This is a genomic window from Escherichia sp. E1V33 (genome assembly GCF_004211955.1).
In the GTDB taxonomy this organism is placed as follows: domain Bacteria; phylum Pseudomonadota; class Gammaproteobacteria; order Enterobacterales; family Enterobacteriaceae; genus Escherichia.
The window spans coordinates 56,073-69,559 of the sequence record NZ_RHJI01000023.1; the positions used below are offsets into that span (position 1 = coordinate 56,073).

Below are 13,487 nucleotides of genomic sequence, written 5' to 3' on the forward strand. Positions count from 1 at the left end.
GTCGGCGTCACAAAAAGGTGCGGTCTTACGGAATTTTCCGTAAAGTTCGGTACTCTGAGTAAGTAGAGATAAATTCTTCAGGAGAGAAGCCATGAAGTGGCAACAACGTGTTCGTGTCGCAACTGGCCTAAGTTGCTGGCAGATTATGTTGCATTTACTGGTAGTGGCGCTGCTGGTGATGGGCTGGATGAGTAAGACTCTGGTTCACGTCGGCGTGGGATTATGCGTGCTGTATTGTGTCACGGTAGTGATGATGCTGGTGTTTCAGCGCCACCCCGAGCAACGCTGGCGTGAGGTGGCAGACGTGCTGGAAGAGCTGACCACGACCTGGTATTTTGGCGCGGCGCTGATTGTGCTGTGGCTATTGTCCCGCGTGCTGGAAAACAACTATTTGCTGGCCGTTGCAGGGCTGGCGATCCTTGCCGGCCCGGCGGTAGTGTCGTTACTGGCAAAAGATAAAAAGTTACATGACCTTGCGTCTAAACATCGCATAAGCCGCTGAACCCGTCGTGGCCGTGATCACCAGTAGCGGCCACAAACTGTTCCACACAATATCCAGACTGGCATCCTTCAAATAGATCTGCTTGGTGATGTCCGTAAAGTGGCGGATAGGGTTAATCCACGTCAGATTTTGCAGCCATACTGGCATGTTCTCCACCGGCGAAACGTAACCAGAAAGGAGAATGGCGGGCATCATAAAGACAAACACGCCGATAAACGCCTGCTGTTGTGTCGAGCAGAGTGATGAAATCAACAGACCGAATCCCACCAGCGATAAACCGTAAATCACCATCGTAAAGTAGAACAGCGCCAGCGATCCGGCGAAGGGGATTTGATACGCCCAGATACCAATCGCCAGCACAATGGTGGCCTGGAAGGTGGCGACAATTAATGCCGGTACGGCCTTGCCGATGAATATCTGCCAGGTGGTGAGCGGCGAAACCAGTAGCTGATCGAGCGTACCTTGTTCACGTTCACGAGCGACGGAAAGTGAAGTGACGATCATTACGCCGATAGTGGTGATCATGGCGATCAGCGACGGCACCACAAACCATTTGTAGTCGAGATTCGGGTTATACCAGTTGCGTACTATCAGCTCGCTGTTGTTAGGTTTCGGTTTTCCTTCCAGCAGCTCCTGCTGATAATTTTTGACGATCTGTTGCAGGTAGTTGGCGGCAATTTGCGCACTGTTGGAGTTACGCCCGTCGAGGATCAACTGCAACGGCGCGGTCTGGAAGGTATCCAGTTTGCGCGAGAAGTCAGCCGGGAAACGCACTAGGAGTAACGCCTTTTGTGTGTCGATGGTTGGGCGGATCTCCTGTGGGCTTTTCAGTAGCAGCACATGGGTAAAGGCGCTGGCGCGGGCAAAACGTTGAGTAAGTTCTACCGAATGCTCGCCGTTATCTTCATCGTAGATGGCGATGGTGGCATTAGTCACTTCCAGCGTGGCGGCGAACGGGAACAGGATCACCTGAATCAGCACCGGTAAAATCAGAATCGCGCGGGTTTGCGGTTCGCGCAGCAACGACTGCAACTCTTTGCGGATTAACGTCCATAAGCGATGAAACATGCTCTTCTCCCTAATCCAGCCGACGTTTGGTTTTCAGCCACGTCAGGCCGATAAACATCACCGCCGAAGCGATCAAAAACAGCACGTTCACTACCAGCACCACCGGAATATTCCCGGCGAGGAACAGGCTTTGCAGGGTGCTGACGAAATAACGTGCGGGAATAATGTACGTTACCGCGCGGATCACCGCGGGCATACTGTCGATCTGAAAAATAAAGCCGGAAAGCATAATCGACGGCAGAAAAGCTGCGTTCAGAGCGACCTGAGCGGCATTGAACTGGTTGCGGGTAATTGTGGAAATCAGCAGCCCCATCCCCAGGGTACTGAGTAAAAACAGGCTGGAGATAAAAAACAGAATCAGCAGCGACCCGCGATACGGCACGCCGAGAATAAACACCGAGACCAGCATACACAGCAACATCGCCAGCATCCCGAGAAAGTAATAAGGGATCAGCTTACACAGCAGCAGTTCCGTGCGGGTAATCTCCGTAGAGAGCAGAGCCTCCATGGTGCCGCGTTCCCATTCTCGCGCCACCACCAGCGAGGTGAGAATCGCGCCGATGACCGTCATGATAATGGTCACCGCGCCGGGGATAATAAAGTGCTGGCTAATCGCCGCCGGGTTAAACCAGTAGCGTGTCTGGACGTCGATAAGCGGCTCAAAGGTCTGCCCGTTGTCCTCCGCTCGCTGCATTTGCCAGATCTGCCAGATCCCTTCGACATACCCCTGCACAAAGTTAGCGGTATTCGGCTCACTGCCGTCGGTGATCACCTGAATCGGTGCGGTGGCGTTGGCGCGCTCCATCTGTTCGGCGAAATCCACCGGAATAACCACCAGACCGCGAATTTTCCCCGCCTGCATTTTGGCGATCAGTTCCTGTCGGTTATCACTGATGGTGGCGTCGATGTAGGGCGAACCGGTCATGGTGTGGGTGAAATCCAGCGCCGCTTCGCTACGCTGTTCCAGTAAAATCCCGACGCGCAGCTTGCTGGAGTCGAGGTTAATGCCGTAACCAAAAATAAACAGCAGTAACAGTGGGATCACTACCGCAATCAGCCAGCTACTCGGATCGCGAACGATCTGCCGCGTCTCTTTAACGCACAGCGCCCGCACGCGACGCCAGGACAGGATCGGGTTACTCATTGCTATGCTCCTTATCCCAGTCGTGGATCAACTGAATAAAGGCCTGCTCCATTGTGGGATCGGGTTGCTCATCGTTGGCCGACTGCGCTTTCAAATCGTCCGGCGTGCCGCTGGCGATTAATTTCCCACGGTACACCAGGCCGATGCGGTCGCAATATTCCGCTTCATCCATAAAGTGGGTGGTGACCATCACTGTGACGCCTTTCTCTACCATGCTGTTGATGTGCAGCCAAAATTCGCGGCGGGTGAGAGGATCAACGCCGGACGTCGGTTCGTCGAGAAACAGAATGTCCGGTTCATGCATCAGCGAACAGGCCAGCGCCAGCCGCTGTTTAAAACCTAATGGCAGTTCATCGGTGGCGTGGGAGGCGATACTTTTCAGGCCAAATGCCTCGCTCATGCGGGAGATCTTTTCGTTCTGCGCCCGACCGCGTAAGCCATACACACCAGAGAAAAAGCGTAAATTCTGTTCGACCGTCAGGTTGCCGTAGAGCGAAAATTTTTGGGCCATATAGCCGAGATGCTGGCGCGCTTTACCGGAACTCTCTTTCAGATCCATCCCCAGCACCAGCGCCTGACCAGAGGTCGGCACCAGCAAACCGCACATCATCTTAAAGGTGGTCGATTTGCCCGCGCCGTTTGGCCCCAGCAAACCAAAAATCTCCCCGCGTTTAACGGCAAAGTTGACGTGATCGGTGGCGGCAAAATCACCAAATTTCTTGGTTAGTTCTTTCGCTTCGATCACCGTCTCGCCGGGTGTGCCTTCTACCGTATGCAATATTGCACCCAGCGGCGATTCCGAGGTTCCAGCTCCGCCCAGCAAATCAATAAACGCATCTTCAAAGCGGGGCGTGGTTTGGCTGATGTCGATTTCTGGCATCCCGTCGGCGTGGCGAATATCGTCTGGTGTGGCCTCTTTTTTGAGGATCAGACGTACCGATTTCCCCTGAATCATGCCGTCGCTGACCTGCGGCAGTTTCAATGCCCGTTGCAACAGTTTGCGGTTACCCTCGTGTGGACTGGTCATCAGAAAGCTGCGTCCGGCCATAGTTTGCGTCAGGGCCGTCGGTTCTCCCTGATACAACAGCTCGCCTTCGTTCATCAGCAGCACGTCGCGGCACTGCTCGGCTTCGTCGAGATACGAGGTACTCCAGAGGATTAACATCCCTTCGCCCGCCAGCTCATGCACCATCTGCCACAGTTCGCGCCGTGAGATAGGGTCAACGCCGACGCCGGGTTCATCGAGCAGCAACACTTTCGGTTCGCCCACCAGGGTACAGGCCAGGCCGAGTTTTTGTTTCATCCCACCGGAGAGCTTGCCCGCCAGGCGTCCGGTAAACGGGCCAAGAGACGTAAACTCCAGCAGGCGAGCAAAAGTTTGCTTACGTGCCTCGCCGGTGACGCTGCGCAAATCCGCGTACAGATTGAGGTTCTCCATCACCGTCAGATCTTCATACAGACCAAATTTCTGCGGCATATAGCCGAGCACGGCGTGCAGCGCGCCGTCGTTTTTGATCGGATCAAAGCCAATCACCGTGGCATTGCCGCTGTCGGGTTTCAGTAATCCCGCCAGCATCCGCATTAGCGTGGTTTTACCTGCACCATCCGGCCCCACCAGCCCCGTCACATAACCGGCATGAATGGTACAGTCGAGCGGCGCGACGGCGGGCTTGTCCATGCCCGGAAAGCGTTTTTCCAGGCCGTTCAGCGTGATAACGGCATCATTCATGTCCTGCCTCGTCACCGAATTGTACCGTCACTGGCATTCCCTGGCGTAACGCATCATCGGCGTCGGTCACCACAATACGCAGGCGATAGACGAGGTCGGTACGCAGATCCGGTGTTTCGACGGTTTTCGGGGTAAATTCAGCAGTCGGCGAAACGAAACCAATCTGCCCGTGATAGGGCTTGTCCGGGCGACCATCGGTATAAAGCAGCACTTTGCGCCCCGGCTGGGCCTGGTCAAGATTCCGTTCATCAACATAAGCGCGCACCCACACCGGACGCGTTAGTGAAACGGTAAACACCGTGCCACCTTCATTGAGAACCGTGCCTGGCTCCACCGCGCGGGTTAACAGAGTGCCATCAGAGGGGGCTATCAACGTTGAGTCCTGCAAATTCAACTCCGCCTGCGCCAGTTGCGCCTGCGCCTGCTCGAGGCTGGCTTTCGCCTGGGCGATGTCCTGTTCGCGGTTACCGGAACGGTACTGACGCAATTTATCCTGTGCTGATTTCAGCGTTGCCTGTGCCTGGTCGCGCGAGGAGCGGGCATTTTCCAGGTCATTTGCCGAAATGGTGCGGCTTTTCCACAGCCCTTGCTGGCGGTTATAGAAGTTCTGCGCATAGTCATATGCGGCTTGCGCCTGTTTCACCGCTGCGGCAGCCTGAGCGATTTCTTCATCGCGATACCCGGCAAGCATCAGGTCATACTGCGCCTGAGCCACCGAAACACCCGCTTTCGCCTGCATCAGGGCAATCTCATACGGTTTATGATCCAGTTCGCCCAGCACCTGGCCCGCTTTAATTGCATCACCTTCGTCTACCGCCAGCGACTCAACGCGACCACCGACACGGAAGCTTAGATTCACGGTGCGAATATCCACGTTGCCATACAGCGTCAGGCCGTTATCCTGGCGGCTTTGATACCACCAGTAGCCTCCGGCAACCACGGCGGCAAGTACCACTACCGCCAGTCCGATCACGACAGGTTTTTTCATCACTACAAACTCCTTTGCGATAATCCTTGCAAAATCAGGTCGATATGACAGGTTACCGTCTGGTTGATCAGTTCGGTCTTTTCTTCATCGAACGCGGTCCAGCCGGTACGTAACAGAATTGTTTCTTTGCCAAGACGAAACGCCAGAATCTCACCAATCAACGCATGGGTATGAAGGATCATGCGAGTGTCGTTGGCGTCGCAGCCGGTCCAGGCCGCAATCAGGCGTGTAAGGTGGCTGTGTAGCGGACTAATCACCTGTTCGTGCACCAGGTGGTAGGCCGCCGTAGGAGAGAGCTGCTCACGGGAGATAAACTTGCTGAGGTTGACGGTGTCATCCTGGGTGAGCAGCTTAATCATGTTCCTGCAGGCGCGAAGGATCAGTTCGCGGATGGCAGCCCGATCCGGCTGTGGTTGCGCGAACAAGCGTTCGGCTTCTTCGGCGTGCGGACGAAACTGCTCGCCAATAAAATCGGCAATCCACTGGGCGCAGGCGAGGTACAAATCTTCTTTCGAACCGAAGTAATAGGTGATGGCAGCGATATTCTGTCCGGCCTGGGCGGCTATCTCGCGGGTGGTGGCGTTCATTCCATATTCACCAAACTGCGCCAGTGCGGCAGCAATCAGCTGTTTTTTCGCCTGTTCACCCTTGATTGTCATGGCAGGATTATTCATCGCACAGTCCATTCTTAATCAAATGATTGATTAAGATTATGACTCCATATGGGAGTTGTCCAGTATGGCTAAGAATTTTGGCTACGCCAGTCACAGGGATAATTTATGCGCTGTGTCACAAAAACTGCTACACTCCGCTCCCTCATGACATTGTGGTTTTTGTCATTTTCCTTTTCAGTATCTCCCTGAAAACTACACCGGTAACGGTCGGGGCGGTTCGGAGTAGTTATGTCTTTCGATTCTTTGGGTTTAAGCCCTGATATCCTGCGCGCCGTTGCCGAGCAAGGTTACCGTGAACCCACCCCTATTCAGCAGCAGGCGATCCCTGCGGTGCTGGAAGGCCGCGACCTGATGGCTAGCGCCCAGACCGGCACCGGCAAAACAGCGGGCTTTACGCTGCCGCTGTTGCAACACCTGATCACTCGCCAGCCGCACGCCAAAGGGCATCGTCCGGTACGTGCTCTCATTCTTACCCCGACCCGTGAACTGGCTGCGCAGATTGGCGAAAACGTCCGTGATTACAGCAAATACCTGAACATTCGTTCGCTGGTGGTGTTTGGCGGTGTCAGCATTAACCCACAAATGATGAAGTTGCGCGGCGGCGTTGATGTGCTGGTGGCAACGCCGGGACGTTTGCTGGACCTGGAACATCAGAATGCAGTGAAGCTGGATCAGGTTGAAATCCTCGTCCTCGATGAAGCTGACCGCATGCTCGACATGGGCTTTATCCACGATATCCGTCGCGTGTTAACAAAACTACCTGCGAAGCGCCAGAACCTGTTGTTCTCCGCGACCTTCTCTGACGATATTAAAGCCCTGGCGGAAAAACTGTTGCACAACCCGCTGGAAATCGAAGTGGCACGCCGCAATACCGCGTCTGATCAGGTGACCCAGCATGTTCACTTTGTTGATAAGAAGCGCAAACGCGAATTGCTGTCGCACATGATTGGGAAAGGGAACTGGCAGCAGGTGCTGGTGTTTACCCGTACCAAACATGGCGCTAACCATCTCGCTGAACAGCTTAATAAAGATGGCATCCGTAGTGCGGCGATCCACGGTAATAAATCGCAAGGTGCGCGTACCCGTGCGCTGGCTGATTTTAAATCGGGCGATATTCGTGTACTGGTGGCAACTGACATCGCTGCGCGCGGTCTGGATATCGAAGAGTTGCCGCACGTCGTCAACTATGAACTGCCAAACGTACCGGAAGATTATGTCCACCGTATCGGGCGTACCGGTCGTGCCGCAGCCACCGGAGAAGCGTTGTCGTTGGTGTGTGTTGATGAACACAAACTGCTGCGTGATATCGAAAAATTGCTGAAAAAAGAGATCCCGCGCATTGCGATTCCGGGCTATGAGCCGGACCCGTCAATCAAAGCCGAACCGATCCAGAACGGTCGCCAGCAACGTGGCGGCGGTGGTCGTGGGCAGGGCGGTGGTCGCGGTCAACAGCAACCACGCCGTGCGGAAAGTGGTGCGAAGTCTGGTAACGCGAAACCTGGAGAAAAGCCGTCTCGTCGCCTCGGCGATGCCAAACCAACTGGCGAGCAACAACGTCGTCGCCGTCCGCGTAAACCTGCCGCTGCGCAGTAATCTTTGATGCCGGGCGATGCCCGGCATGAGACTGATGACAAACGCAAAACTGCCTGATGCGCTACGCTTATCAGGCCTACGTGAACTCTGCAGTATATTGAATTTGCATGCTTTTGTAGGCCAGATAAGGCGCTCGCGCCGCATCCGGCATTTCACAACAAGCACTTGTCAGCAATTTGAGAACACGGCAAAAAGATTTCTCTGTTTTACCGCCCCTCTAGTCACCCGATACGTTACTTCTCCATAGCCAATTGTTCGCGCAACTCCATTAAAAGGTAGCCCAGGCGATTCTTACCCTTACCATTACCACCGTCTCCCCAGTAAGCATCATTTTCCGTATGCTCAACCAGTTTTGCGGGCGCGGTTGCCAGCAAGAGCGCACGCAGTTCTGCATGCTGTTCGAATTTAGCGCGAAGCGCTTTACGCATAACCTGTTCTTTGACCGACTCCCAGTTTTTACGCAGAGACTTAGAACGATCGCGCCCCATGCGTGCGGCGACCATGGGGGAAGAAACCCGACGGATCTCTTCGCGGTATTTTTCATCAAGAAATTTTTGTGCCTGGAAATAGTGTTCTGAGGTGGGCCAGGTTTTCCCGTCAACATTAATGGGCCAGGCGGCAAAGTTAGAAAAATCACCGTAGTCGTCGCCGGTGCTATAGAAATTTATGGTGGTGTCTTGCATGACGTGTAGGATCCTTTGTGCTCGAATGGGCATTAAACCGCATTATGTTGGTGGTTATTGCGAGCCGCTTTCCAGAAACAGAAAAACCATTACCCCTGAAAACCGAAAAATGCCACAATATTGGCTGTTTATACAGTATTTCAGGTTTTCTCATGGCATTAACCGCCGCGCTTAAAGCGCAAATTGCCGCCTGGTATAAGGCGCTTCAGGAACAGATCCCCGACTTTATTCCCCGTGCGCCGCAGCGGCAGATGATTGCGGACGTCGCCAAAACGCTGGCCGGAGAAGAAGGGAGGCATCTGGCGATTGAAGCGCCCACCGGCGTTGGGAAAACGCTCTCCTATTTGATCCCCGGCATCGCCATTGCCCGCGAAGAGCAAAAAACGCTGGTGGTGAGTACCGCCAACGTGGCGTTGCAGGATCAGATCTACAGCAAAGATTTGCCACTGCTGAAAAAGATCATTCCCGATCTTAAATTCACTGCCGCTTTTGGGCGTGGGCGCTACGTTTGCCCGCGTAATCTGACGGCGCTCGCCAGCACTGAACCCACGCAACAGGATCTGCTGGCGTTTCTTGATGACGAACTGACACCGAACAATCAGGAAGAGCAAAAACGTTGCGCGAAGCTGAAGGGCGATCTCGACACTTATAAATGGGATGGTCTGCGCGATCATACGGATATCGCTATAGATGACGATCTCTGGCGTCGTTTGAGCACCGACAAGGCCAGTTGCCTCAACCGCAACTGTTACTACTATCGTGAATGCCCGTTTTTTGTTGCTCGTCGGGAGATTCAGGAAGCAGAAGTGGTGGTAGCAAACCATGCGCTGGTGATGGCAGCGATGGAAAGCGAAGCCGTATTACCGGACCCGAAAAATTTACTGCTGGTGCTGGATGAAGGTCATCACCTGCCGGATGTGGCGCGGGATGCGCTGGAGATGAGCGCCGAAATCACCGCGCCCTGGTATCGGCTACAGCTGGACTTGTTCACGAAACTGGTCGCTACCTGCATGGAGCAGTTTCGCCCGAAGACAATCCCACCGCTGGCGATCCCTGAACGTTTGAATGCGCATTGTGAAGAGTTGTATGAGCTTATCGCCTCGTTAAACAACATTCTCAATCTCTACATGCCTGCCGGGCAGGAGGCAGAGCACCGTTTCGCGATGGGCGAACTGCCTGATGAAGTGCTGGAGATCTGTCAGCGGCTGGCAAAACTCACCGAGATGCTGCGTGGTCTGGCGGAGTTGTTTCTTAACGACTTAAGTGAGAAAACCGGTAGTCACGACATTGTTCGTCTGCATCGGTTGATTTTGCAGATGAACCGCGCGTTGGGGATGTTCGAGGCGCAAAGCAAACTCTGGCGGCTGGCTTCGCTGGCGCAATCTTCCGGTGCGCCCGTCACTAAATGGGCGACGCGAGAAGAGCGTGACGGGCAGCTACATCTCTGGTTTCACTGCGTGGGAATACGTGTCAGCGATCAGCTGGAAAGGCTGCTGTGGCGCAGTATTCCGCACATTATTGTCACTTCCGCGACCTTACGTTCGCTGAACAGTTTTTCGCGTTTGCAGGAGATGAGCGGGCTGAAAGAGAAAGCGGGCGACCGCTTTGTGGCGCTGGATTCGCCCTTTAACCACTGCGAACAGGGCAAAATTGTTATTCCACGGATGCGCTATGAGCCTTCCATCGACAACGAAGAACAGCATATTGCCGAAATGGCGGCCTTTTTCCGTAAGCAGGTGGAGAGTAAAAAACATCTCGGTATGTTAGTACTGTTTGCCAGCGGGCGTGCGATGCAGCGGTTTCTCGACTACGTGACAGATTTACGGTTGATGTTGCTGGTGCAGGGCGATCAGCCGCGCTCTCGCTTAGTTGAACTGCATCGCAAACGTGTTACTAACGGTGAGCGCAGCGTACTGGTTGGTTTACAGTCTTTTGCCGAAGGGCTGGATCTGAAAGGTGAACTGCTCAGCCAGGTGCATATCCACAAAATCGCTTTTCCGCCTATCGACAGCCCGGTGGTGATCACCGAAGGGGAATGGCTGAAAAGCCTCAACCGCTATCCATTTGAGGTGCAAAGCCTGCCGAGCGCCTCGTTTAACCTGATTCAGCAGGTTGGGCGACTGATTCGAAGCCACGGTTGCTGGGGCGAAGTGGTGATTTACGATAAACGCTTGCTGACCAAAAATTATGGCAAGCGACTACTGGATGCATTACCGGTATTTCCGATAGAGCAACCGGAAGTCCCTGAAGGTATAGTTAAAAAGAAAGAAAAAACGAAATCCCCACGCCGTCGGCGGCGTTAATGATGTGAGTCAGGTAAGGAGTCGTAAATGGACTATCGCAAAATCATTAAAGAGATCGGGCGCGGGAAAAACCACGCGCGCGATTTAGACCGGGATACTGCGCGCGGTCTGTATGCCCATATGCTCAACGGTGAAGTCCCTGACCTTGAGTTGGGCGGCGTATTGATTGCGCTGCGTATCAAAGGGGAAGGGGAAGCAGAGATGCTCGGCTTTTACGAAGCCATGCAAAATCACACCATTAAGCTGACTCCGCCTGCCGGCAAGCCGATGCCGATTGTCATTCCCAGTTACAACGGTGCGCGTAAACAGGCCAACCTGACGCCATTGCTGGCGATCCTGCTGCATAAGCTCGGTTTTCCTGTGGTGGTTCATGGGGTTAGCGAAGATCCAACTCGCGTGCTGACCGAAACCATTTTTGAACTGATGGGTATTACGCCAACGCTGCACGGCGGGCAGGCGCAGGCGAAGCTCGACGAACATCAACCGGTGTTTATGCCTGTCGGCGCGTTTTGCCCGCCGCTGGAAAAACAACTGGCGATGCGCTGGCGGATGGGAGTGCGTAACAGTGCGCATACTCTGGCGAAACTGGCAACACCATTTGCCGAAGGTGAGGCGCTGCGTCTTTCCAGCGTTTCGCATCCGGAATATATCGGGCGAGTCGCAAAGTTCTTTAGCGATATCGGCGGGAGGGCGCTACTAATGCATGGTACTGAAGGTGAAGTGTATGCTAACCCGCAGCGCTGCCCGCAAATCAATTTGATCGACCGTGAAGGGATGCGGGTGCTGTATGAAAAACAGGACACTGCTGGTAACGAGTTACTGCCACAAGCAAAAGACCCGGAAACCACGGCGCAGTGGATTGAGCGTTGCCTGGCTGGTAGCGAACCGATTCCCGAATCGCTGAAAATCCAGATGGCTTGCTGCCTGGTGGCGGCGGGCGAAGTGGCAACCGTTAACGACGGTCTGGCGCGCATTAAACAATCATTTTAAGTTCTCCCCCAGCCGGATGATCACTGTCATCCGGTCTTTACTCCTCAGCAAAATCAAAGTGCAGCATCTTGATTGACCTTCCCGTGTGCGGCGCGCAGCATAAAAAAGCAACAGGCATATAACGTAAAAAGGAGTTAACCATGGAAAGTGGACGTCGTTTTCATGCCCAGACGCTGCACAACTTTATCCTGGCTGTGTTTCGTCAGATGGGTAGCGAGGAACAGGAAGCAAAACTAGTAGCAGATCATTTAATTGCGGCAAATCTGGCAGGACATGATTCACATGGTATTGGCATGATCCCTAACTATGTGCGTTCCTGGCAGCAGGGCTATTTGCAACTCAACCATCACGCCAAAATTGTCAAAGATGTGGGGGCAATGGTCACGCTTGATGGCGATCGCGCATGTGGTCAGGTAGCTGCATATGAGGCAATGGTGCTGGGGATTGAAAAAGCACGCCAGCACGGCATTGCCGCCATAGCGCTGAGTAACTCACATCATATCGGGCGTATCGGTTATTGGGCGGAACAGTGTGCGGCGGCGGGATTCGTCTCTATCCACTTTGTCAGTGTGGTCGGGAGTAAGGCTGTTGCGCCGTTTCATGGCCGGGACAGTCGCTTAGGCACAAATCCATTTTGCGTCGTCTTTCCTCGAAAGGATGGTTTCCCGCTGCTGCTTGATTACGCGACCAGCACCATTGCGTTTGGTAAAACGCGTGTCGCCTGGCATAAAGGCGTACCCGTGCCGCCAGGTTGCCTGATTGATGCTAACGGTATGCCAACGACCAATCCGGCGGTAATGCAGGAGCCTCCGTTGGGAGCGTTACTGAGTTTTGCTGAACATAAAGGCTACGCCCTGGCGGTGATGTGCGAAATTCTTGGTGGGGCGCTTTCTGGCGGTAAAACCACCCATCAGGACACATTGCAGAGTAGTCCCGATGCCGGTTTTAACTGCATGACCACCATTATCGTTAATCCGGCGTTGTTCGGTGCGCCGGAATGCACAGCGCAGACCGAAGCCTTTACCCAGTGGGTGAAAGCCTCGCCGCATGATGAAGATAAACCGATTTTGCTGCCGGGCGAGTGGGAAGTAAATATGCGCCGTGAACGGCAGGAGTTTGGGATCCCACTAGATGCCGGAAGCTGGCAGGCCATTTGTGATGCGGCGCGACAGATTGGTATGCCGGAAGAGACATTGCAGACTTTCTGCTAACAATTAGCCAGCTAAAAAAAGCCCGTCCAGTGACGGACGGGCAAACAAGGGTAACATAGGATCAATGAGGGTTAGAGCACATGCGTCTGTCGGCAAACAGACAGGGAAATACTTGTGCTGGACGTAGCGTAAACGCCATATTCGACCAACGGTTCGGATTTTGTAGGCCTGATAAGACGCGGTAGCGTCGCATCAGGCATCTGTTGCCGGATGCGGCGTAAATGCCTTATCCGGCCAACGAATTACTTATAGATAACTGCTGTACCGCTTAATTTATTGTTGTTGGTGGCGGAAGTAATGCTGTATCCACTCGCCCCGGCAGCCGCAGCCTTTTCAGCCAGTTTCGCTTCCAGAGCATCGAGAGTAGATGCGCCATCGGCAGATACTACGCCGATTTTATTCATGCTCTGGGCCTGAGATGCCGTTACCGGTTCCGCCGCAAACACGCCAAATGACAGAGTTGAAAGAGCCATAGCAGCAACAACAGTTTTGATAGTTTTCATGATTAATCTCTCGCAGGTGATTTTGTTTAAGTGACGTTGTTTCGTCGATGTGATGAGTATCACGTTTTTTCGTGCGAGAGAAAATCGAAGAGAATTGAC

12 protein-coding genes are annotated in these 13,487 nt (G+C 53.8%); 5 read left to right on the forward strand and 7 right to left on the reverse strand.

The features are described from left to right. The first annotated feature begins 91 nt into the window (after positions 1–91). Complete coding sequence (locus D9742_RS20355) at positions 92–502, forward strand: YbhQ family protein (RefSeq protein ID WP_095716427.1); 411 nt, start codon at positions 92–94, stop codon at positions 500–502. Here D9742_RS20355 and D9742_RS20360 read toward each other — a convergent pair. From D9742_RS20360 to cecR, 5 genes are read right to left on the reverse strand one after another with little or no spacing between them, the layout of a single operon-like run. Then, positions 464–1,570, reverse strand: a complete 1,107-nt coding sequence (locus D9742_RS20360) for an ABC transporter permease (RefSeq protein ID WP_130238046.1) — start codon at positions 1,568–1,570, stop codon at positions 464–466. The two genes, D9742_RS20355 and D9742_RS20360, sit on opposite strands and share 39 nt — an antisense overlap. A gap of 10 nt (positions 1,571–1,580) precedes the next feature. Continuing rightward, a complete protein-coding gene (locus tag D9742_RS20365; protein WP_000070131.1) occupies positions 1,581–2,714 on the reverse strand; it encodes an ABC transporter permease in 1,134 nt (377 codons plus the stop codon). After that, positions 2,707–4,443, reverse strand: a complete 1,737-nt coding sequence (locus D9742_RS20370; RefSeq protein WP_130238047.1) for an ATP-binding cassette domain-containing protein — start codon at positions 4,441–4,443, stop codon at positions 2,707–2,709. Before D9742_RS20370 ends, D9742_RS20365 begins: the two co-directional genes overlap by 8 nt. Further along, complete coding sequence (hlyD, locus tag D9742_RS20375) at positions 4,436–5,431, reverse strand: secretion protein HlyD (protein ID WP_000743444.1); 996 nt, start codon at positions 5,429–5,431, stop codon at positions 4,436–4,438. The genes D9742_RS20370 and hlyD overlap by 8 nt, the downstream gene beginning before the upstream one ends. Before the next feature lie 2 nt (positions 5,432–5,433). Further along, positions 5,434–6,105, reverse strand: a complete 672-nt coding sequence (gene cecR / locus D9742_RS20380) for a DNA-binding transcriptional regulator CecR (protein WP_001296991.1) — start codon at positions 6,103–6,105, stop codon at positions 5,434–5,436. A 228-nt stretch (positions 6,106–6,333) separates the two neighbouring features. Here cecR and rhlE point away from each other — a divergent pair, with 228 nt between their 5' ends. Continuing rightward, positions 6,334–7,698, forward strand: coding sequence for an ATP-dependent RNA helicase RhlE (gene rhlE, locus D9742_RS20385; RefSeq protein ID WP_130238048.1), 1,365 nt, complete (start codon positions 6,334–6,336; stop codon positions 7,696–7,698). 233 nt (positions 7,699–7,931) lie between these two features. Here the strand turns inward: rhlE and ybiA are convergent, their stop codons facing one another. Further along, positions 7,932–8,414, reverse strand: a complete 483-nt coding sequence (gene ybiA, locus D9742_RS20390; RefSeq protein WP_130238049.1) for an N-glycosidase YbiA — start codon at positions 8,412–8,414, stop codon at positions 7,932–7,934. A 119-nt stretch (positions 8,415–8,533) separates the two neighbouring features. Here ybiA and dinG point away from each other — a divergent pair, with 119 nt between their 5' ends. The 3 genes from dinG to D9742_RS20405 all read left to right on the forward strand — a co-directional run bounded on the left by dinG (position 8,534) and on the right by D9742_RS20405 (position 12,885). Continuing rightward, positions 8,534–10,684: an ATP-dependent DNA helicase DinG gene (dinG, locus tag D9742_RS20395; RefSeq protein WP_130238050.1), complete on the forward strand. Its 2,151-nt coding sequence runs from the start codon at positions 8,534–8,536 to the stop codon at positions 10,682–10,684. 27 nt (positions 10,685–10,711) lie between these two features. Next, complete coding sequence (gene ybiB / locus D9742_RS20400) at positions 10,712–11,674, forward strand: DNA-binding protein YbiB (RefSeq protein WP_130238051.1); 963 nt, start codon at positions 10,712–10,714, stop codon at positions 11,672–11,674. Positions 11,675–11,814: 140 nt separating this feature from the next. Beyond that, positions 11,815–12,885, forward strand: coding sequence for a malate/lactate/ureidoglycolate dehydrogenase (locus D9742_RS20405; protein WP_130238052.1), 1,071 nt, complete (start codon positions 11,815–11,817; stop codon positions 12,883–12,885). A gap of 242 nt (positions 12,886–13,127) precedes the next feature. On the opposite strand, the gene ybiJ is transcribed toward D9742_RS20405, so the two are convergent. Further along, positions 13,128–13,388: a DUF1471 family protein YbiJ gene (ybiJ, locus tag D9742_RS20410; RefSeq protein WP_130238053.1), complete on the reverse strand. Its 261-nt coding sequence runs from the start codon at positions 13,386–13,388 to the stop codon at positions 13,128–13,130. Between the last annotated feature and the right edge of the window lie 99 nt (positions 13,389–13,487).

Coding starts and splice junctions, on each gene's coding strand:
- hlyD (WP_000743444.1), bottom strand. CDS start 5,431: ATGAAAAAACCTGTCGTGATCGGACTGGCGGTAGTGGTACTTGCCGCC.
- ybiB (WP_130238051.1), top strand. CDS start 10,712: ATGGACTATCGCAAAATCATTAAAGAGATCGGGCGCGGGAAAAACCAC.
- D9742_RS20355 (WP_095716427.1), top strand. CDS start 92: ATGAAGTGGCAACAACGTGTTCGTGTCGCAACTGGCCTAAGTTGCTGG.
- rhlE (WP_130238048.1), top strand. CDS start 6,334: ATGTCTTTCGATTCTTTGGGTTTAAGCCCTGATATCCTGCGCGCCGTT.
- D9742_RS20370 (WP_130238047.1), bottom strand. CDS start 4,443: ATGAATGATGCCGTTATCACGCTGAACGGCCTGGAAAAACGCTTTCCG.
- cecR (WP_001296991.1), bottom strand. CDS start 6,105: ATGAATAATCCTGCCATGACAATCAAGGGTGAACAGGCGAAAAAACAG.
- ybiA (WP_130238049.1), bottom strand. CDS start 8,414: ATGCCCATTCGAGCACAAAGGATCCTACACGTCATGCAAGACACCACC.
- D9742_RS20365 (WP_000070131.1), bottom strand. CDS start 2,714: ATGAGTAACCCGATCCTGTCCTGGCGTCGCGTGCGGGCGCTGTGCGTT.
- dinG (WP_130238050.1), top strand. CDS start 8,534: ATGGCATTAACCGCCGCGCTTAAAGCGCAAATTGCCGCCTGGTATAAG.
- D9742_RS20405 (WP_130238052.1), top strand. CDS start 11,815: ATGGAAAGTGGACGTCGTTTTCATGCCCAGACGCTGCACAACTTTATC.
- D9742_RS20360 (WP_130238046.1), bottom strand. CDS start 1,570: ATGTTTCATCGCTTATGGACGTTAATCCGCAAAGAGTTGCAGTCGTTG.
- ybiJ (WP_130238053.1), bottom strand. CDS start 13,388: ATGAAAACTATCAAAACTGTTGTTGCTGCTATGGCTCTTTCAACTCTG.